Genomic DNA, 15,579 nt, shown 5'->3' on the forward strand with positions numbered 1-15,579 from the left:
GTCCGTCGTACAAAATCAGACCTGGTACGTGACGCCGTCCACGATGAACTTGCGGCCAACGATCGCGACCGGCCGCACGTGTACGTGCGAGCCATCTACCTCGGCGAGGCCGAAGCCGGCCTGCCAGTTCGCCGTCCCGCCCTTGAGGTATTGCGCGCTGGCGAGGCGCGTGTCCATCAGGTGCCCGACTTCGAATCCCGTCAGGGTGTTGACCTGGCCTTCGTAGCCCGTGGAGTGCGAACCGACGCCGAGTCGGTGGGTGTGGCCCATGATCACGGAGACCCCGAACTTCTTCGCCGCGTTCAGCGCGGTGTTGCCCGCGATCCGGCTAAGGGACAGCAGTCCCTTGTGTCCGTGGGTCATCACCCAGCCCGGAGCGAATCGGTAGAACGTCGGCAGAAGCTCGATACCGAAGCCATCGAAGTCCAGCAGGCTCTCGACACTGAGCGCGTCTGTTCCCGCCAGCGCCGGGGCGTACTTCTTGAGGTAGTCCTCGGGCCGCTCGTCGTGGTTGCCCTTGAGGAACTTGGCCGGGCCGTCGTACACGGCACGCAGCGGCTCCAGGAGGTGCCGCTTCCCGTAATCCGAGTCCGCGTAGATGCTGCCCTCGAACTCTCCCTTGGTGTCTTTGTTCCACCGGCTCGGCTGGGGGTAGTCCATGATGTCGCCGATGTGGACGACCTCGTCGGGCTGGTACTCGCCGATGAACCGTAGGACACCCTTCAGCGCCTTCTTGTGCTCGAAGGGCATCTGTGTATCCGAGATAATCACGATGCGCTTAGCCATATGTTCCCTTCTCCAGGACAGTGTCCGTCGTACAAATTCAGGCCGGACAAGACTCCGCGCCTCTCTCGGGGTTCACGAAGTGGTCTCCACCCGGGTAGATCACCGCCCATGCGGGCGGATTTCGCAGGTACTCCGCGCCGCGCAGGAACGCGGCGATCGAGTCCCGCAGGTGTCCTAAGACGTCCCGGTTGCAGCTCTTGCAGCAGAGCCCGCGAACGCACCGGCCACAGGCCGGCGTCTCCGGGCAGCACGCGTGATCGTGGTCGACGGCGAGCCGCTTAGCTCGGCCGGTGGCGCGCTGGCAGATGTAGCACCGGCCGCCCTGAGCCTCGTAGAGGGCCCAGTACTGCTCACCGGTGATTCCGTAGGTGGCGAGCACGTACTTGGCGTGTGCGGCGTTGCTGGCTGCCCGCTTGCGTGCGAGGAAATGGGTCTTACACCGAGGACTTCGGGGTCCGCCGTACGGCTTCCCTTCACGGTCTACCACGGGCCGTCGGGTGGTGATCCCCGCCGCAGTGCAGTCGACGCAGACCGGGCCCGCCGCGCGGGAAGCCGTCATGCCTCCTCGACGGCGGCGAGGAGCGCCAGGAACAAGAACGCCAGGGGCCACCAGAAGCTCACCGGAGTGAAGCTCAGCGCGACCGCGATGACGAACAGCAGTGCAGGCATAGGGTTCCTCTCGTAGATGTGTCCGGCGTACAAAATCACTCGTCCCAAGGCGACGCCTGCCACCTCGGGGACGTAATGCTCGGCACCATCACAGCTGAGCTGAGCCGGGTGCCAGTGATCGCAATGTCCTTCAGCTCGAACGATTTCTTCCACGACTTGTCGTCGTCGCGGCTCTTGTTGACGCTGATCGTTCGAATGCCGCCCTCCGTCGCGAGACTCAGCACCGTGTCCACGTTGCCCTTGATCGGGTACGAGCCAGCGGGCTCGTCCGGATTGGACTTCGCCGGGTGGTGGAGCACAACCAAGGTCGCCCCTGGACTGGCCTCCCGGACGCGGTCGAGCTGGGCGATAGCTCGGGAAGCCTCTCCGGGGTTCTCCAGGACGAGTCCTTCCGAGGCCCGCATCATCGTGTCGACGATGATCAGGCTCGGGCGAAGCCTCTTCACCAGTGCCTGGTGCTCGGCCACCGACTCGTCGCTGGACAGGATCAGCCGCATCTTCCGGAACTGGACGTCCGCGCCCGGCTCCTTCTCGTGGAACAGCTCCCAGGCACGACGTCGCACCGACAAGCGCCGCGTGCCCTCGCCGGCCAAGTACAGCGCAGTTCCCTGCTCGACGTCGTCGCCCCAGGCGCCTATCCCGGTTGCGTGCCCCATACAGAGGTCGACGGCCGCGAAGGACTTCCCCGCGTTCGGCGTGCCGAACAGGATCACTGTCTCGCCCTTGGGCAGCAGGCCCCGGATCAGCCAATCGTCGTCGGCCTCGTCGGGGTCGAACTCCAGAATGTCCTCGTCGGACACCCGCGTCACCTTGACCGGCGACAGCCGGGCCTTTGCCTCCTCCTGGGCCTTGACCCGCCGGATGATGGCGGCAACTTCAGCCTCGAAGTGCTCGTCCGTCTCATCGTCTGGCAGCTCGTACCGGGCGTGCTCCTCCGCCCAGGTGATGAAGGCTTCCAGCTCCTGCTCGGCCGTGCCCCCGCTCTCGAAATACGCTTCGCGCACCAGCTCCCCGACCGCGTACAGGTCCTCCCCGAGAGTCATGGAGATGCCGTACAGCCGGATCAGGCGAAGCCTCATCGTGGCGTTGCGCGTGCCGTCGCCCATCGTGCGGAGGTCGCGGAGGATGCGGTCCATCATCCCTTGCATCCGCTGCCTCTGTTCGAAGCTCAAGGCCGGACGGGAGTCCGTGGTCTTCACCTTGGACTCCCGGGGCTTCAGCAGTTCAGCCAGCTCGGGCGGGAACTCCGGCAGCTCGGAGACCGGCACCACCTTGCCCGTGAACCGATACTTCCCGGCGTCCCCGACCGGCGTGGGCGGGGCGACCGCGATCCCGCCGGCCGCGCGGATATCGACGCCAGCGGCTAGCTTGCTCTGCGAGCTGGCGACTGGCACCTTCCCGACGCGGTAGTACCAGTGCTCCCCGCCAGACCATGTCTTCACCTTGACCGGTGTGTCGGGAAGCTCGATGCCCGCCTCTGTGAGCGCGGTGAATCCGTCCTTGCCCTTGCTCAGGTCGAAGTCGACCACGACCACGCCGGACCGCTCGGTGTTGACCACGAGGCCGCTGTACCGGCCCCAGTGGGCGGCGATCGCGTCCGGCTCCGTCGGATACTCGCCGGTCTGCCACTTACCCGGGAAGTGGAATTCCTTCTCCCCCTTCTGGTCGAGTGTGATGTTCACCGGATAGCACGCGTACCCCCGCTGGGTGAGGTTCACCGCGTAATCCGCTGCCTGCAATGCTTTCCTCCTCTCAGACGCAGCGCGGGGCGCGTGCTAGTCCCTCCCGTACACCCAGTCGTGCAGCTTCACGAGTGCCAGGAACAGCAAGGGGCCGATCACCACTCCGATGGTCACGCCGACCCACTCGGGCCAACCGGCTACCCACGCGACGAATTCAGTCACTCATCCCCCTTGAACTCCCACCAGGCTGCGAACAGCACGACGAACAGGACCAGGTACGCGAGCAGCATCACTCGCCCTTCGGGTAGTAGTCCCCGATGTCGTAGGTCTTGAACTCCTCTTTGGACAGGCACAGCTCGTAGCCCGTGTCCAGCTCGATCTCCCAGCAGGACTCGTCGGCCTCGTACTCCTTGCCCGTCACCGTTCCCTCCGGGGGCGGGAAGCACCCGGAAAGAAGAAGGGCCCCTCCGAGGAGGAGCCCGCCGAATGCGAAGGTGCGCTTGGTCTTCTTCATGAAACCTCCAGTGGGTACATTTCGTTTAGCCATGCGTCGAGCAGGGCCAGGGAATAGTTCTCGACGAAGACTTCGTCGACCTCGGCCGTCGTGAGGACGGCCTGTATGCGGCTCTCGGCCGCCACGTTGTGGTGATATCGGAATACCGCGTCCCGGTTCCAAGGCCCTTCGTAGATCTTGTGCCACCGAGGGTCGTCCGGGTCGTACCGCACGAGGATGCGGTACTCCCGGCCGGGATTAGCTCTATTTAGCACGCTCTACCACCATCAGCGTGGTTGTCAGCAGATTGAGCAGCCTGCCGTAGCCGTCCACTATCGACTCGTTGCGCCAGGCCGGATGCGGACGCACATAGCGCCCGACGAACCACCGCCCCGTCATCGGCCCCTTGCCGACGACGACGTCTCCCTCCGACGGCGTCTCCTCCAGCCGCCTCAAGGCTTCCCGGAGCTTCTGCGGGTCCGACTGACGGACGGCGAACCGTCCCGTGGAACTGGACGCCTGGCCCATGAGGTAGCCCCATGTGATGGTCTTCGTCTTGCGGTACAGCTCCCGCTGCTCCTCCGTCATCGGCTTCGGCCGCGTCGATGCACATGCCGCCGCCGTGGCTAGCTCTGCTTCGGTCGGGCCGTTTGCTTCCTGCACGAAGTAGTTCGTTGCCGTGTACGGCAACGGTTCCAGCCCTTCCCGCTTCCGGCGCAGGTTCTCGAAAATCTGGCTAGCGGCGGATTCACTCATGCCTTGCTCTCCTCTACGTGGGTCTTGTGGAGGCTCGTCGACTGCCAGACGAGCGCTTCCGCTCGCGTGACGCCGCTGGCGACCAGAGACCAGCCGCCCTGCTTGGAGCCCGGAACCTGCATCCAGACGTCGTGCCGATCGTTGGCCCCAAGCCATGCCTCTGCCTCCTCGGCATATTCGTCCAATGACACCACCGTCCTTGCACGCCGGAGAGTGTCCGGTGTACAAATTCAGCCCGCGAAAAAGTCACAGGCGTTCCCCACCGAGCACATCCGGCACTTGTCCGGCTCGGGAAGGGGCGGGAACTCCTCCGCCTCAATCTTCGCGTCGAGCCAGTGAAACTCCTCGGTCACGCGCTCACGTGTCCACTGCGTCAGGTCGTAGCCGCCGGTCGGCCCGCCCTTGCGGGCCATCCAGTAGTCCCCGATGTCGGCCTTGATCCCGAACAGCTCGTCGAGGGCGACGTCATAGACGCCGAGCTGGAAATCGTCGCCCGGCTGATTGCCGGTCTTGACGTCCCGAGGCCGGGGGCGGAGGGGGGAAGCCTCCACCGCAGCCGCATACTCTTCCAAGGCTTTCTTGGACTTGGAAGGCTTTCCGCTCGGAGTGAGCGGCTTGGGCACCTTGTCTTTGACCAGTGTCACTTGGTCGATGAAGCCTTTCAGCCGGACGCCGTCCAGGTCGATGTCGAACTCCAGCTCGATCGCCGGCCTACCGTCCGGGGCGATCCAGATGACCTCCTCGGGCGCCGAGCTGGTGTAGTACTCGACGTACGCGGCCACCTGTTCGAGGCCGATCTCGTACCGCCGGTTCGTATCCGTCTCGCCGTCATAGGGCCCCGACGAGAACCAGTACGAGAAGTTCGGCGTCTCGGAGGCCATCGCCGAAACCTCCTCGGCGTACTTGCGCCGATATTCGGCCTGAGCTTCTTCCAGAGCCATCTCTCGGCCGGATAGCTCCCAAACCTCCGCCGCGTAGTGAACGGCCGTCCCCTGGGGCAACCAGGCTGCCGGACGCTGCCAGGCCCGCTGTTTCCGCTGAAGCCAGTACGAGTAGGGACACTTCACGTACTGGTTGTACTGGGACACCGAGCGATACCGCGCTCGCCGCCCATCCTTCGTGTTACTTGACGACAGTTCGGTCAACCACAACCTCCTCCGTGCCCTCACGGGCGCTTGGGATCGGGAGGGCTGCGCAGTCGTGCAGTTCGTCCGGACACTCCGTCCACACTCTCCACCTCGTTCGTACGGCTCTCCCGAACATCATCCCTTCGTCGGCCTCTGTGTCCGACGAAACCTCTGTCGTGCAGTGCTCGTCCAGCACCACAAGAACGGGCGCGTACAGCACATCGTCATCCCGTACAAGGACGCTCCGCTTCACGCTGAGCGTCCAGCCCTCCTTGCCCTTCAGCAGCGCCGCCGACACCCTCGTGGGGCTGTACGCGACGAGCCCTTCCCTCAACTCGGACAATCGTGCACTCCGGTTTCACTCTTGCGGCCAAAACTCCTTATCAGGTAGCCGCCAGTCCACGCGCGTTTCATCAGTAACTTCTGTGTATTCGTTCTCGCGGAAAAGTAGATCCCCATCCTTTTCCTCACGCGGAACGTAGTCCCACCCCCCTGTTTTCGCGCCCTTATGGGGAGGAATTGTGGGGTCGTACACCACGACAAGACCATCATTAGCTAATCGTTGGTACCACTGCCGCAGGTACCGAAGCTTCTTTTCCGACATGTGCTTGCCGCCCGTGGCGATGTACTCAGCGTGCCACGCCGCCCGCCGAGCCTGCCCCGAATCTCGGTGTTCTGGTTGGATCTCCTTCCACGGCATGGACTTGCGGGCTTCCTTCCACGGGTTCACGTACCCGCCGCCCGAATTGTGAAGGTGGTAGCTGGCGAGAGACTTGGACACACCCAGCGCCTCCGCCGCAGCGGTCAGGCTGAGCCCGTGAACTTCAACCAATTCCTTGACTTGCGAGTGCGTGATCCTGGGCTTCGGCGGCATTTCTCTACTCCTAAGTAGGGTTACCGAACCTATACACAGTACACTGTCCATCGTCAAAGAGGTGTCCGCCACATTCGCGCGGCCATTCCCCCCTCTTCGTTCTACTGCCCCAGATGACGCCCCTACAACCCCATGCCTTTCCACTGTGGACCCTGCCTGACCAGCCCTCTACCAAGCTGATCGCGACGATAGGTGAAAGTTGTACGGGTTCGTGGCGTGACCCAGGTCACGGTAACGACACCAGAAGTTGAGCGATTGGTCCGGTTATTCACCGTCAGACCGCTTAGCCAACTCGTCAGTAACCTGTCGCCCACCTGCGAAATGATCAAGATCGACCAGTCGGACCAGGGCATCTTGCCTGGAAAACTACCGACAGGTAGGTACTTTTGACTTCACCCGTATGGCCGCATGTCCTCTGGTCTTATATGTTATCTGCCGTTGACAAAGTACCTGGTCGCCTGTGGTGCGTTCGTACCCGTCGCTCCCGCCGGGCGGGCGAAATCGCACACGCGTTCGGTCCTGTTTTCAAAGCTCTACGGCGCGGATCGCGTCCACGACCTCACTCCAGGCGATCCGCTGGAAGTCGTTCGGGGCCAGCTCCTGGCGGACCTGCCACGCCGCGTACGTGGACTCCTTCAGCCGGCTGGCGGTCTTCAAGAGGAGTTCCACCCAGGACACGAGTACCCTCGGGTCGATCAGCAGCTCTTTGGCCTGCTCCAGGATCACCCTGTCGTTAGTGATCCAATCCTTCACCATCTCGGTGACGAACTCTTCGCGCTGGGTCTTCGACGCAGTCATTTCAAGCCTTTCTTTCCCCGTCCCTGGCAACAAAAAACCGGACAGACATGGGGCATGTCTGTCCGGCAATTTGCCGCTACGGATATTCGGCTATCGGGTCAAGCCTCTTCTTATCGCTGTCGACGACCGTACGGAGTGATATTACTTCCACGTCACGGTTGCGCCGACCTCGTCCGCCATCTCGGATTGCTGAACGAGGTTCCCAACGTATGCCTTGACGTCCTTGCGGATCTCCTGCACTCCCTCGGTCCCGTAGGCAAGGGACCACTTGGCCGGGTCCGGGATGTCCACCGTGACAGGCTCCCGGGCCTCCTCCGGGATCGCGAGATCCTGGACAGTCAGACTCCAGTCATCCGGCGCTTCAGGGTCGAAGGCTCCCCGGTGGTCGACCATCCCCCACCGGGTAGTCGAGCGCGCCGGAGCCGGCGAACACGTCCGCAGTGTCCTGCGGGGTGATCTTGGGCATCGTCATGGTTCTGCTCATGCCTTCCTAGTCGAACGGGGCTGGTCAGAGGTTACTCCGTACTTGGCAGTCCGCCGCGCACCTCAGGCGTGCATAGCACGGTCCTCGTGAATCGTCAGGCGAGACCCGCCGTTCAGGATGTGCTCCTCGGTGTACACCGCTCCCGTGGCGCCCATTGCACGGGCATAGATGGCGGACTTCGATTCCTCTCGCTCCACTCGAACGTGAATCGACGGGAGTCGCTTCTTCAGGACGGACAGAGCGCGTTCCAGCCACTCCGGCTTTTCGTAGTCGGTGTCCATGCCGTCGATTTCGAGCCATCCGCCCGGACCGTGGAGGACGACCTCCGCCAGTTCCCATTCCGGGCTGTCGAGTTGCCGGGTCCACTCCACGTGCAGCGTGGTCGGCACGAAGGCCCGCCCGTCGTTTCCCTCCACTTCCTCGCCTGTCTCGATGACGGCATCGGACAGGGCCGTGAGAACCGTGATCGTCTCCGGGATGATCTTCACGTCAAGCCTTCCTTATTCGCTGTCTGCGGCAGGCGTCACGGTCTCGGGCTCCCGTTCGTAGCCCTCGGGGAGCCGTTCCATCGCTTCGATGTAGGTCGGGTGGTCGTCCAGGTCGCAGTCCTCGTAGTGCGCGTTGAGCCACCCTTGGGCAGCTTCCGTCATCCCGTTCTCGTTGAAGAGCGCCGCGATCGCGTTTGCCTCCGTGCAGGTCAGGTGCTCCCCGAGACCGTCGTCCGAGCGATCAAATGTCTTCAGGAAGTGCTCAAGTGCGTGGGGCTTTGGAGTGCTCATTCATACCTCCGCATTCGTGTGGACGAATCCCAGCAGTGCCAACAGGTCGATCGCTTCGTCGAGTGCGCGCTCTCTCGCATCGGGCAGGTTGTACGAGCGGAAGTCGTCCGCCGAGGCGTAGTCACCGGTCTTCTCGGACGCCTCGTACAGCTCCCTCATGCGAGCCTCTGCCACGTTGAGTGCGGCCATTGCCGCGCGGTACCGCGCCTCCACCGCGCGGATCTTCTCCTTGCTCATGCCTCTTTGAAGCCTTCCTATGCCCCGTGGATCTCCTCGGTGTAGTGCATCTCCCCGCGCTGACTCAGCTCATCGAACGACAGGCCGAGACGGTCGCAGAGGTGGCGAACGTCCGCGAGGAGGTCACTCACGGCCGTGGCCGCGCTCTCCTCGTGCATCCCCTTGTTGTTGGCGTACTCACTGACTCCGACCCATGCGTATCCGGCACGGGCGACGTTGTCGGCCACGGGGTCCCGGTAGTCGACGGAGAGGGACGTGTCGATGTCCAACTCGTGGTACGGAGTGTCGTCGTTCAGAGCGTCAAGCGTGGGAGCCGGGAAAGTAGTGGGGGCGAACTGGGTCATGGATCTCAAGCCTTCCTTCCGATTTTCCTTACAGGACTAGGTGTCAGGCCGTGGCTAGCGCGGGCCGCCGACGCGGCGCGGCCTTCCGTCGACGTACTGGCGGTTTCGGCGAGTGCAGGACGACCAGGGCGACGCCAGACAGAAGCATCAGGAAGTCGATAGCCAAAGGTGCGGCCATCGCGGAGAACGATGCCTCTCCGATCGTCGACATGACGTGGTGGATGTGCGAGTACGAGATGCCGAAGCTGATCAGCGCGACCGCGCCCGTCGGCCCGTACCGGAGAGCAGTCCAGCCGTTCCCGCGTGGCCACGGGACGCGGATCATCATCTCCACGGCGCCGAGATTCAGCAACGGCCAGAGCATGGCGACTGCGACGGCTGGCCCCCAACCGTTCGTGATCACAGTGCTAGCGATGTTGAACCCGAGCGAACCGAGGATGCCCACGAGAAAGCTCCCCCACACGACCAGGGAGACGGACACGGGGCGCCGCTTGCGCTTACGGGTGGTCTGAGTTTTCGTGTCGGCCACGCCAAGCCTTCCTTAGTCCACAGTGGATAGATCAAGCGACGCGCACCGGGGCGCCGTCGGCACTACGTGATACGCGGGGGCATCCGGGGTCGCGTTGGCCCAGCCGAGCGTGCAGAAGACCAGCGCGACCAGGCAGCATGCTAGAAACGCGGACACGGCGGCATCTCTGCCCATACGCATCAAGCCTCTCTTTCCACAGTGGTCACAGTTCCGTGGAATTCACCCAGCGCGAACCATGTGGGGTGACTCGTGAAGGGATCGTCGACCCTGACCAGGATTCCATTTCCGTCGCCGATCACACGATCCGGCTTCACAACCGTGCCAGCCCATCGGACCGTCCGGTTGAGACTCCGAATGACTCGAACAACCACTACGCGGTCGCCCTCTTCGTATTCGTCCATGCCTATATCCACCCCTCCCCGTCCCACGCGCCGTCCGTGATACTGAGAATGCAAGCGCGCTCCGACTTCGGACGCGCGATTGGCCTGTGGCTCTGTGCGCTCGACTTGAAGGCAGCGAACCCACCTGACAACGGGTCCGGCCAGTAGTGCCCGATACGTTCCTCATCATGGAAGACGAGAACGGTCCCCGATTCCAGCCGCTCCAGTGAGTGCGTCATGCCTTTCCCGATTCACGGAGGATGTTCGCGATCAGCTCGGCCAGCGCGAGGCTGCCCGCCTCGCTGGTACGGATAGTCCACTCCACCTCGGAGCCGGAGAGGACGCGGACCTCTCCGCCGATCCCCCGTTCCCCGTACTTCCCGCCGCCGAACGTAACTTGGTCCGTAGCGTGGCCCAGCGTGTAGGAACCGGGCAGTGACCCCAGCAGCGTCTTGACCAGGTTGTCGCGCCCGGCCTCCCACTCCTCATGATCCGCCTTGCGCTTGATAGAGAGTTCCAAGCCTTCCCTATATCCGGGCAGCAAGCGCCGCGTGATGTCTCCCGCCACCTTCGCGGCGGTCTTCTCCGCGCTTACGGTGATCTCGTGGCGCGGCTCGTTGTAGCGCGAGTGCTTGTGGTCCAGGGTTCCACGGATCACGAGACGGCCCGGATTCTGATAGGTGGCCCCTCCCGCGACGTGAACCACTTCACCGCCCGGACCGTCTAGATACGCATCCCGGTCGTTCCCCCATGCGCCCTCACGGGCCGACCACCCCTTACCCAATTCCTTGGCAATTTCCTTCGTTCTGGCGTAAACGTCACCCATGCCCTTATCCCCTTCCGATCGGCACTCCAGCAACCCGCAGGGGCGAACCCGTGCGGGAAACCGGAGTTCCGATCAGAGGGCGACCCCACCGTCTCGGGTCGGGTGCCATCTCTCCTCGGCCCACCCGTTGGGCCCCAGAAACTTCCGACGGAAGTGGACCGCGTACGTGTACGTCCAACTCTCGTCAACGGGCGAGTATTCGCCGGAGTCGTAGAACGACCCATTGCCGTTATCGAAGGGCCTTCCTTCGAATGCTTCGAAGGCAGTCCGCACGGCGTCCGCTAGGCCCTCGTACACCCCGCCGTCGGTGGGGTCATTCTCCGGCCATTCGACTATCGGCCGGACATCGCTTTGGAAGTCGTGAAGCTCCGTACGAGACCGGTCACGGTCAATCCACCCATGCTCTTCGTTGTAATCGTCGCACCCCTCCCCGAAAAATTCGATACGGGTCGCAGTCAGGTACGCATAGATGTGCGCGGACATGGTCAATCCTCCTGTACACAGTGGATGGACAAGCAAGGCGCATCGGTTTGCGGGTTGCATTCACAGGGCCCGTATTCGCACGCCTCACAGTCGTAGAGACGGCCCGGGAGATGCGGGTAATCGACGTGTTCCACGATTAGACCTCCCGATACTTCACGGTGCCGTGTCCCGTGATCGACTCCCGGGTGACGCGGACTCGCGATGGATCGAAGCTCGGCCCCGACCGCTCCGCGATCGCGTCCACGATTAGCTTTCGAGCCCGCATCGCGTCACGATGCCGACTTCCGGACAACGGGACTGACGCGTGCCAGACGCCGAACGCGTCGGCCCACACGTTGACGTTTTCCATAAATCAAGACTCCTGATTGGTAGAAGACGGGCGATCAGAGCCGGGCGGGGGACTCCCCCGCCCGACGTCAAACCGTCCGGCCGGTGTCCGGCGTACAAATTGAGTCAGACCGAAACGGAATCCGTCCTAATCTCCGCACCGTTGGCGTAGTCCCACACGGCGATTTCCCCGTGTTCCCGTGCCAGAGTCAACGCCTTGTCAGAGTCGGCGACCACAGTGGACACGTCCAGGTGAGTGATGCCGGTCTCGGAGTCGCGCCACGCGCCGAACACCTTCCCGGGCTCCCCAAGGATCGAATCGAACGTGTGCATGTAGTCGTACACATCCAACGGGCTCACGCGTCCGACATACTGCCGGTTGCACTCCGGGTTGACGCTCACCGCGTATCCAGTGCGCGGTGTGCCCTCCGTCCACTGATCGAAACTGAAACCCCCGTCAGTGAGCAGGGTGTCCGCCAAGTGCAACGCGAGTCCAAGCTTATCCATTGTGAACGCGCCCCTTCCAAAGTGTCCGTTGTACAAAATGGGCTATCGAGAACTGGTTTCAGACGTCCACACCAGAGCGGGACGTCCGTCGCGGGTGAACCGCTCGATGCGGTCGCGGGCGGCCTGCTCTGCGCGACGGATGGACGCGCCCGACGCGTTCGAGTTCCAGCGAGCGCGCTGCGCGTTGGTGTTCCTGATGCGTGCCACGCTCTCTACTCGCCTTCCGCGTCGTTGGACTCGACCGGCCGGATCAGACCGGCCTCCCGCGCTGCTGTGTCGCACAACAACGCACCTCCGTGCACCCTCACCACCGCGTCGTGTGCCCCGCAGTCACAACCTGGGTTCGTCTCCTCCCGGTCGAACCAGTGGATTACGGCTCCGTTTTTCCCCATCTTCACCACGCCTTCCCACAAATTCGGTTGCCCATTGTCGCGCAGTTCCACCCGGTCTCGTCTTCATCGACGAAACCGTCTCCGTTGTCGTCCCCCGGGAGTTGGGCCCACGACTGCCACTCGATCCAGGTTTCCCCCGCCGCGTTGCCGTAGATCTCGTACGAGCCAAACCGCGCCCCGGCTACGGCCGTGAGCAACAACACGAACGCGGTCACAAAAGCGCCGATGCGCTTGCCCATGATCAGCACCCTTCCGCGTATCGGGTACGGATACGCTTCGCGTGGTCGACACCTAGGTGGCGAGACAGGCGCTCGAACGCTCTGGCTCCGCCGATGTACTCGACTGCAATGCGGTACGCCTCACACCACCCGGTGTCGCCCCAATCGTCCGCGAGTTGTTGCGCGAACTCTTCGGACGTAATGAGTCGCACCAGTTCGGTAGCGCGAGTAAGCCCGAATTCCTCTACCAGCTTCGCGAAACCCTCGCGCTGGTCATTCCTGACTGCCATGCCTATGTCCTTTTCAGTAGCGGCACTGGGCGCAACCGCACCCCGTGCGCTGGGCAAGGGTCCCCGCCCCGTGGAACGGGTTGGGGTACGAAATCTCGACTCCCACGAAGTCCTCCGCGAAGCGGTTCGTACCCCCGAGATACTTGCGCTCGACTTCGCGGGCAATCGCCCGGTCACTTACACCGTCTTCGATCGTGTAGTCGCAGTCTTCAAGCCAAGAACGCATCTCACGGATGACGACGTGAAGCGTTCCGGCGAACATCCCCGCGCAATCGTGGCCAAGACTCGCTTTGACGTCTGGCCAGACACACCCGCAACGGGCGCAGCTCAGGCGAACGGGTGCGTCGATGGGCATAGAAATGTCCTTTCAGGACTGATCAGGTTTGAAGGCTCTACCCCTGACGACGGTTAGCCGCCAGGGGGAGCCACGTGCCACCCGGGGGAATCGAACCCCGTTGGAACCGAGCGTCACTAGCGACGCTTCCGCGCCCGTCCTCGGTTTCCGGCTGCCTAGCCGGGTGGCGTGCCCACCCCCTTCGGGGTGCCCATCCTTGAATCTCCGTAGCGGTTGCCGGTACCAGCGCCCCTTACGGGCCGCACCACTCACGCTCTACCGGCCGTGGCCGGTGTCGTCGCGGTGAGCCGCTTTGCAGACAGGATCTCGGGTCTTCAGTTGTCAAGGTCCGCACCTCCGGGACTCTCACCCCCGGGGGCTGTCTGGCTTCCCGGTGTCCCGGTCGGCCTGACAAGAACGACTGTACGGCGGACAGTGTCCGGCGTACAAGGAGAATTTCCAAGAAAATGCGTTTCCCCTGGTAAATAACGACGCATGTCACCCGATTGGAGCAACGCCACCAGGGCGTCATTGTCGAGAATTCGACCCCGAAAGTGACCGCGATCACACGACGGACGGTCCTGCCGGGTGTCGCAGTGTTCCGACTTGGGGAAGGGGGATACAGGGGGATGGGGCGCCAACATCCCGGACAACGTCCGGGCGGATGGGCCCTTGAGGGCCCTTGTCCCCGGAAGGGGCCGCCTCCGGGCGGACCCACTACAGGGAACCGCCGAAGCGGTTCCTAGGACGCGCGTAGGCGCGCGTAGGCGCGCGTAGGCGCGCGGAAGGGTGCCCAAGGGTGTCTTGGCAAGGAAGTGCCCGAAGGGAACGCCTCCCAAGGAACTGGGAGACCGAAATACGTCCCAAAGTCCTAGAGAGGGACCGGTACGTCTGCCAGATCAAGGGTCAAGGGTGCACGCGCCATGCCACTGACGTAGACCACGTGACCCCCGGTGATGACCACTCCCTAGCGAACCTCCGTGCGGTGTGCAGCACGTGTCACGGGCGCAAGTCCAGTGCAGAGGGGGTAGCAGCGCGGGCCCGCTTACGGGCACTGCGCGCACGTCCACTAGGCAGGCACCCGGGGTATAGGCAGACTGCTACTGGGCAGAGTACGTGCAGGTAGGCGCACTGCCGCGCGCTAGCAGAGTGGGGTGTCCCTGCTTCCCTTTCGGGCACGCTGCGCGTGCTTCCCCTGTCTCGCAACGGCTTTTTAACCTTGAGGTTGTCCACTCTGGACACTAGTACCCGGTACCTCCAGGGGGTATAGCCCTCCCCCGCGCCCTCGCAGATCGGTGCGTATAGCGGTTGGCCGGCTAGATGCGTCGCATCACCCGCTGTTTTCAGTGTGACACCGGGGGTATGCCCTGTCACATCCACGAGCCCGGAGGAGGGGCATGACCGACACCAAGCCGAAGGCCCCTCGGGGGCTGAAAACCGCAGGCCGGCGCCTGTGGGCCGACATCGTCTCCGAGTGGGATCTCCGCCCGGACGAGCTACGCGTCCTCGGGGACGCGTGCCGGGAAGCTGACCTCATCGAACGCCTCGAAAAGGGCTTGGAAACGGCCCCGTTGACCGCCCAGGGGTCGATGGGCCAGGAGGTAATCCACCCGCTTTGGTCCGAGGTCCGCCAGCACCGAACGACCTTGGCGAGCCTGCTTCGCCAGCTCAAGCTCGCGGAGGTCGACGAGGGAGCCGGGGCCGTCTCCGATACGCCGGCCAAGCCGATGACCCGGCAGGAGTCCGCCAAGAAGGCGGCCCAGGCCCGCTGGGGTACCTGATGGCCCGCTCTCGGCGGGTCCGGAAGGCGATCGGCTCCGTGGACCAGCTCGTCGCCGAGCTGCCCGAGCCGTTCCTCACCCCCTGCCTTGGCGAAGACCCCCTCCGGTCGCTCACGACCTACGTGGCCGAGCTGACCCAGTGGGTAGCCGGCCAGGGAGTCCGGCCGGAGGCCGTCCAGCGGACGACGATCGAAGTCATGGCCGCCATCGGCGCGGCCCCCTCCGAGTGGTACCGGCGGTCAGCCGCCCGATAGACCTCCGGCCCCGGCGGGTCGAGCGCGTGTCCCCTCCTCTCCACGCCGCTCCCCGCTGGGGCTGGGCCACACTACCGAGTTGCCAACGCCTGTTCGGCCTCGTCCTCGGAGTCGTAGTAACCGACCGGTCCGTGCGTATTACATACGAGCCGCCAGTCGCCTCGAAGGTTCACGATGAACAACTTACTGCGCTCATGGTCGCATTCTATTTCTTCCATGAATCCATTCT

Annotated in this window: 27 protein-coding genes; 3 read left to right on the forward strand and 24 right to left on the reverse strand. The window is 63.6% G+C overall.

Annotated features, from left to right (window positions below; genetic code table 11):
* Positions 1 to 15: 15 nt before the first annotated feature.
* From AJAP_RS27545 to AJAP_RS27665, 24 genes are all read right to left on the reverse strand, one after another.
* Entirely contained in the window at positions 16 to 786 is a 771-nt protein-coding gene (locus tag AJAP_RS27545) for a metallophosphoesterase family protein (RefSeq protein ID WP_038516644.1), read from the reverse strand.
* Positions 787 to 823: 37 nt separating this feature from the next.
* Positions 824 to 1,345 carry an endonuclease VII domain-containing protein gene (locus tag AJAP_RS43145; RefSeq protein ID WP_038516646.1) on the reverse strand — a complete coding sequence of 174 codons (522 nt, stop codon included), beginning with the start codon at positions 1,343 to 1,345 and terminating at the stop codon, positions 824 to 826.
* Between the two features lie 145 nt (positions 1,346 to 1,490).
* Positions 1,491 to 3,173, reverse strand: coding sequence for an AAA family ATPase (locus tag AJAP_RS27555; RefSeq protein WP_158509807.1), 1,683 nt, complete (start codon positions 3,171 to 3,173; stop codon positions 1,491 to 1,493).
* Positions 3,174 to 3,230: 57 nt separating this feature from the next.
* Positions 3,231 to 3,359 (reverse strand): hypothetical protein, encoded by a 129-nt coding sequence (locus AJAP_RS45115; RefSeq protein WP_267284092.1) that lies wholly within the window; start codon positions 3,357 to 3,359, stop codon positions 3,231 to 3,233.
* Positions 3,360 to 3,426: 67 nt separating this feature from the next.
* Positions 3,427 to 3,558 (reverse strand): hypothetical protein, encoded by a 132-nt coding sequence (locus AJAP_RS45120; protein WP_267284093.1) that lies wholly within the window; start codon positions 3,556 to 3,558, stop codon positions 3,427 to 3,429.
* Positions 3,559 to 3,647: 89 nt separating this feature from the next.
* The gene (locus tag AJAP_RS45125; protein ID WP_267284094.1) at positions 3,648 to 3,776 is read right to left on the reverse strand and encodes a hypothetical protein; all 129 of its coding nucleotides are present in this window, start codon (positions 3,774 to 3,776) and stop codon (positions 3,648 to 3,650) included.
* Positions 3,777 to 3,894: 118 nt separating this feature from the next.
* Complete coding sequence (locus AJAP_RS27570; RefSeq protein WP_038516657.1) at positions 3,895 to 4,386, reverse strand: hypothetical protein; 492 nt, start codon at positions 4,384 to 4,386, stop codon at positions 3,895 to 3,897.
* Positions 4,383 to 4,571, reverse strand: a complete 189-nt coding sequence (locus tag AJAP_RS27575) for a hypothetical protein (RefSeq protein WP_148311577.1) — start codon at positions 4,569 to 4,571, stop codon at positions 4,383 to 4,385. The genes AJAP_RS27570 and AJAP_RS27575 overlap by 4 nt, the downstream gene beginning before the upstream one ends.
* Before the next feature lie 45 nt (positions 4,572 to 4,616).
* On the reverse strand, positions 4,617 to 5,555 hold the full coding sequence (locus AJAP_RS27580; protein ID WP_228694595.1) for a RecB family exonuclease: 939 nt from the start codon (positions 5,553 to 5,555) through the stop codon (positions 4,617 to 4,619).
* On the reverse strand, positions 5,509 to 5,856 hold the full coding sequence (locus AJAP_RS27585; protein ID WP_038516666.1) for a hypothetical protein: 348 nt from the start codon (positions 5,854 to 5,856) through the stop codon (positions 5,509 to 5,511). The genes AJAP_RS27580 and AJAP_RS27585 overlap by 47 nt, the downstream gene beginning before the upstream one ends.
* Positions 5,857 to 5,871: 15 nt before the next feature.
* Positions 5,872 to 6,387, reverse strand: a complete 516-nt coding sequence (locus tag AJAP_RS42585) for a hypothetical protein (RefSeq protein WP_051972605.1) — start codon at positions 6,385 to 6,387, stop codon at positions 5,872 to 5,874.
* A gap of 525 nt (positions 6,388 to 6,912) precedes the next feature.
* Complete coding sequence (locus tag AJAP_RS27595) at positions 6,913 to 7,185, reverse strand: hypothetical protein (protein ID WP_038516669.1); 273 nt, start codon at positions 7,183 to 7,185, stop codon at positions 6,913 to 6,915.
* Positions 7,186 to 7,326: 141 nt separating this feature from the next.
* Positions 7,327 to 7,578, reverse strand: coding sequence for a hypothetical protein (locus AJAP_RS27600; RefSeq protein WP_038516672.1), 252 nt, complete (start codon positions 7,576 to 7,578; stop codon positions 7,327 to 7,329).
* A gap of 153 nt (positions 7,579 to 7,731) precedes the next feature.
* Positions 7,732 to 8,157 (reverse strand): hypothetical protein, encoded by a 426-nt coding sequence (locus tag AJAP_RS27605; RefSeq protein ID WP_038516675.1) that lies wholly within the window; start codon positions 8,155 to 8,157, stop codon positions 7,732 to 7,734.
* 12 nt (positions 8,158 to 8,169) lie between these two features.
* The gene (locus AJAP_RS27610; RefSeq protein WP_038516677.1) at positions 8,170 to 8,448 is read right to left on the reverse strand and encodes a hypothetical protein; all 279 of its coding nucleotides are present in this window, start codon (positions 8,446 to 8,448) and stop codon (positions 8,170 to 8,172) included.
* Complete coding sequence (locus AJAP_RS27615; RefSeq protein ID WP_038516681.1) at positions 8,449 to 8,685, reverse strand: hypothetical protein; 237 nt, start codon at positions 8,683 to 8,685, stop codon at positions 8,449 to 8,451.
* A gap of 17 nt (positions 8,686 to 8,702) precedes the next feature.
* A complete protein-coding gene (locus AJAP_RS27620; RefSeq protein WP_038516683.1) occupies positions 8,703 to 9,029 on the reverse strand; it encodes a hypothetical protein in 327 nt (108 codons plus the stop codon).
* Between the two features lie 43 nt (positions 9,030 to 9,072).
* Positions 9,073 to 9,558 (reverse strand): hypothetical protein, encoded by a 486-nt coding sequence (locus AJAP_RS27625; RefSeq protein WP_038516686.1) that lies wholly within the window; start codon positions 9,556 to 9,558, stop codon positions 9,073 to 9,075.
* A gap of 179 nt (positions 9,559 to 9,737) precedes the next feature.
* Positions 9,738 to 9,959 carry a hypothetical protein gene (locus AJAP_RS43790; protein WP_148311578.1) on the reverse strand — a complete coding sequence of 74 codons (222 nt, stop codon included), beginning with the start codon at positions 9,957 to 9,959 and terminating at the stop codon, positions 9,738 to 9,740.
* Between the two features lie 214 nt (positions 9,960 to 10,173).
* Entirely contained in the window at positions 10,174 to 10,764 is a 591-nt protein-coding gene (locus AJAP_RS27635) for a hypothetical protein (RefSeq protein ID WP_148311579.1), read from the reverse strand.
* Positions 10,765 to 10,836: 72 nt separating this feature from the next.
* Positions 10,837 to 11,247, reverse strand: a complete 411-nt coding sequence (locus tag AJAP_RS27640) for a hypothetical protein (RefSeq protein WP_038516695.1) — start codon at positions 11,245 to 11,247, stop codon at positions 10,837 to 10,839.
* Positions 11,248 to 11,700: 453 nt separating this feature from the next.
* A complete protein-coding gene (locus AJAP_RS43795) occupies positions 11,701 to 11,934 on the reverse strand; it encodes a hypothetical protein (RefSeq protein ID WP_148311580.1) in 234 nt (77 codons plus the stop codon).
* A gap of 541 nt (positions 11,935 to 12,475) precedes the next feature.
* The gene (locus AJAP_RS27655; RefSeq protein ID WP_148311581.1) at positions 12,476 to 12,712 is read right to left on the reverse strand and encodes a hypothetical protein; all 237 of its coding nucleotides are present in this window, start codon (positions 12,710 to 12,712) and stop codon (positions 12,476 to 12,478) included.
* Positions 12,713 to 12,994: 282 nt separating this feature from the next.
* Positions 12,995 to 13,336 carry a hypothetical protein gene (locus AJAP_RS27665; RefSeq protein ID WP_148311582.1) on the reverse strand — a complete coding sequence of 114 codons (342 nt, stop codon included), beginning with the start codon at positions 13,334 to 13,336 and terminating at the stop codon, positions 12,995 to 12,997.
* A 778-nt stretch (positions 13,337 to 14,114) separates the two neighbouring features.
* Between AJAP_RS27665 and AJAP_RS45375 the strand changes: the two genes are divergently transcribed.
* The 3 genes from AJAP_RS45375 (at position 14,115) to AJAP_RS27680 (ending at position 15,350) form a co-directional block, all read left to right on the forward strand.
* Positions 14,115 to 14,441: an HNH endonuclease gene (locus AJAP_RS45375; RefSeq protein WP_038516710.1), complete on the forward strand. Its 327-nt coding sequence runs from the start codon at positions 14,115 to 14,117 to the stop codon at positions 14,439 to 14,441.
* Positions 14,442 to 14,712: 271 nt separating this feature from the next.
* A complete protein-coding gene (locus AJAP_RS27675) occupies positions 14,713 to 15,096 on the forward strand; it encodes a hypothetical protein (RefSeq protein WP_038516714.1) in 384 nt (127 codons plus the stop codon).
* Positions 15,096 to 15,350, forward strand: coding sequence for a hypothetical protein (locus AJAP_RS27680; protein WP_038516717.1), 255 nt, complete (start codon positions 15,096 to 15,098; stop codon positions 15,348 to 15,350). Before AJAP_RS27675 ends, AJAP_RS27680 begins: the two co-directional genes overlap by 1 nt.
* Positions 15,351 to 15,579 lie beyond the last annotated feature (229 nt).

Origin of the sequence: Amycolatopsis japonica (genome assembly GCF_000732925.1) — a bacterium.
Lineage (GTDB): Bacteria > Actinomycetota > Actinomycetes > Mycobacteriales > Pseudonocardiaceae > Amycolatopsis > Amycolatopsis japonica.

Excerpts from the sequence above, each read along its gene's own strand:
- AJAP_RS27545 (WP_038516644.1), bottom strand. The coding sequence starts at position 786 with ATGGCTAAGCGCATCGTGATTATCTCGGATACACAGATGCCCTTCGAG.
- AJAP_RS43145 (WP_038516646.1), bottom strand. The coding sequence starts at position 1,345 with ATGACGGCTTCCCGCGCGGCGGGCCCGGTCTGCGTCGACTGCACTGCG.
- AJAP_RS27570 (WP_038516657.1), bottom strand. The coding sequence starts at position 4,386 with ATGAGTGAATCCGCCGCTAGCCAGATTTTCGAGAACCTGCGCCGGAAG.
- AJAP_RS42585 (WP_051972605.1), bottom strand. The coding sequence starts at position 6,387 with ATGCCGCCGAAGCCCAGGATCACGCACTCGCAAGTCAAGGAATTGGTT.
- AJAP_RS27595 (WP_038516669.1), bottom strand. The coding sequence starts at position 7,185 with ATGACTGCGTCGAAGACCCAGCGCGAAGAGTTCGTCACCGAGATGGTG.
- AJAP_RS27600 (WP_038516672.1), bottom strand. The coding sequence starts at position 7,578 with ATGGTCGACCACCGGGGAGCCTTCGACCCTGAAGCGCCGGATGACTGG.
- AJAP_RS27610 (WP_038516677.1), bottom strand. The coding sequence starts at position 8,448 with ATGAGCACTCCAAAGCCCCACGCACTTGAGCACTTCCTGAAGACATTT.
- AJAP_RS27615 (WP_038516681.1), bottom strand. The coding sequence starts at position 8,685 with ATGAGCAAGGAGAAGATCCGCGCGGTGGAGGCGCGGTACCGCGCGGCA.
- AJAP_RS27620 (WP_038516683.1), bottom strand. The coding sequence starts at position 9,029 with ATGACCCAGTTCGCCCCCACTACTTTCCCGGCTCCCACGCTTGACGCT.
- AJAP_RS43790 (WP_148311578.1), bottom strand. The coding sequence starts at position 9,959 with ATGGACGAATACGAAGAGGGCGACCGCGTAGTGGTTGTTCGAGTCATT.
- AJAP_RS27635 (WP_148311579.1), bottom strand. The coding sequence starts at position 10,764 with ATGGGTGACGTTTACGCCAGAACGAAGGAAATTGCCAAGGAATTGGGT.
- AJAP_RS27640 (WP_038516695.1), bottom strand. The coding sequence starts at position 11,247 with ATGTCCGCGCACATCTATGCGTACCTGACTGCGACCCGTATCGAATTT.
- AJAP_RS27655 (WP_148311581.1), bottom strand. The coding sequence starts at position 12,712 with ATGGGCAAGCGCATCGGCGCTTTTGTGACCGCGTTCGTGTTGTTGCTC.
- AJAP_RS27665 (WP_148311582.1), bottom strand. The coding sequence starts at position 13,336 with ATGCCCATCGACGCACCCGTTCGCCTGAGCTGCGCCCGTTGCGGGTGT.
- AJAP_RS27675 (WP_038516714.1), top strand. The coding sequence starts at position 14,713 with ATGACCGACACCAAGCCGAAGGCCCCTCGGGGGCTGAAAACCGCAGGC.
- AJAP_RS27680 (WP_038516717.1), top strand. The coding sequence starts at position 15,096 with ATGGCCCGCTCTCGGCGGGTCCGGAAGGCGATCGGCTCCGTGGACCAG.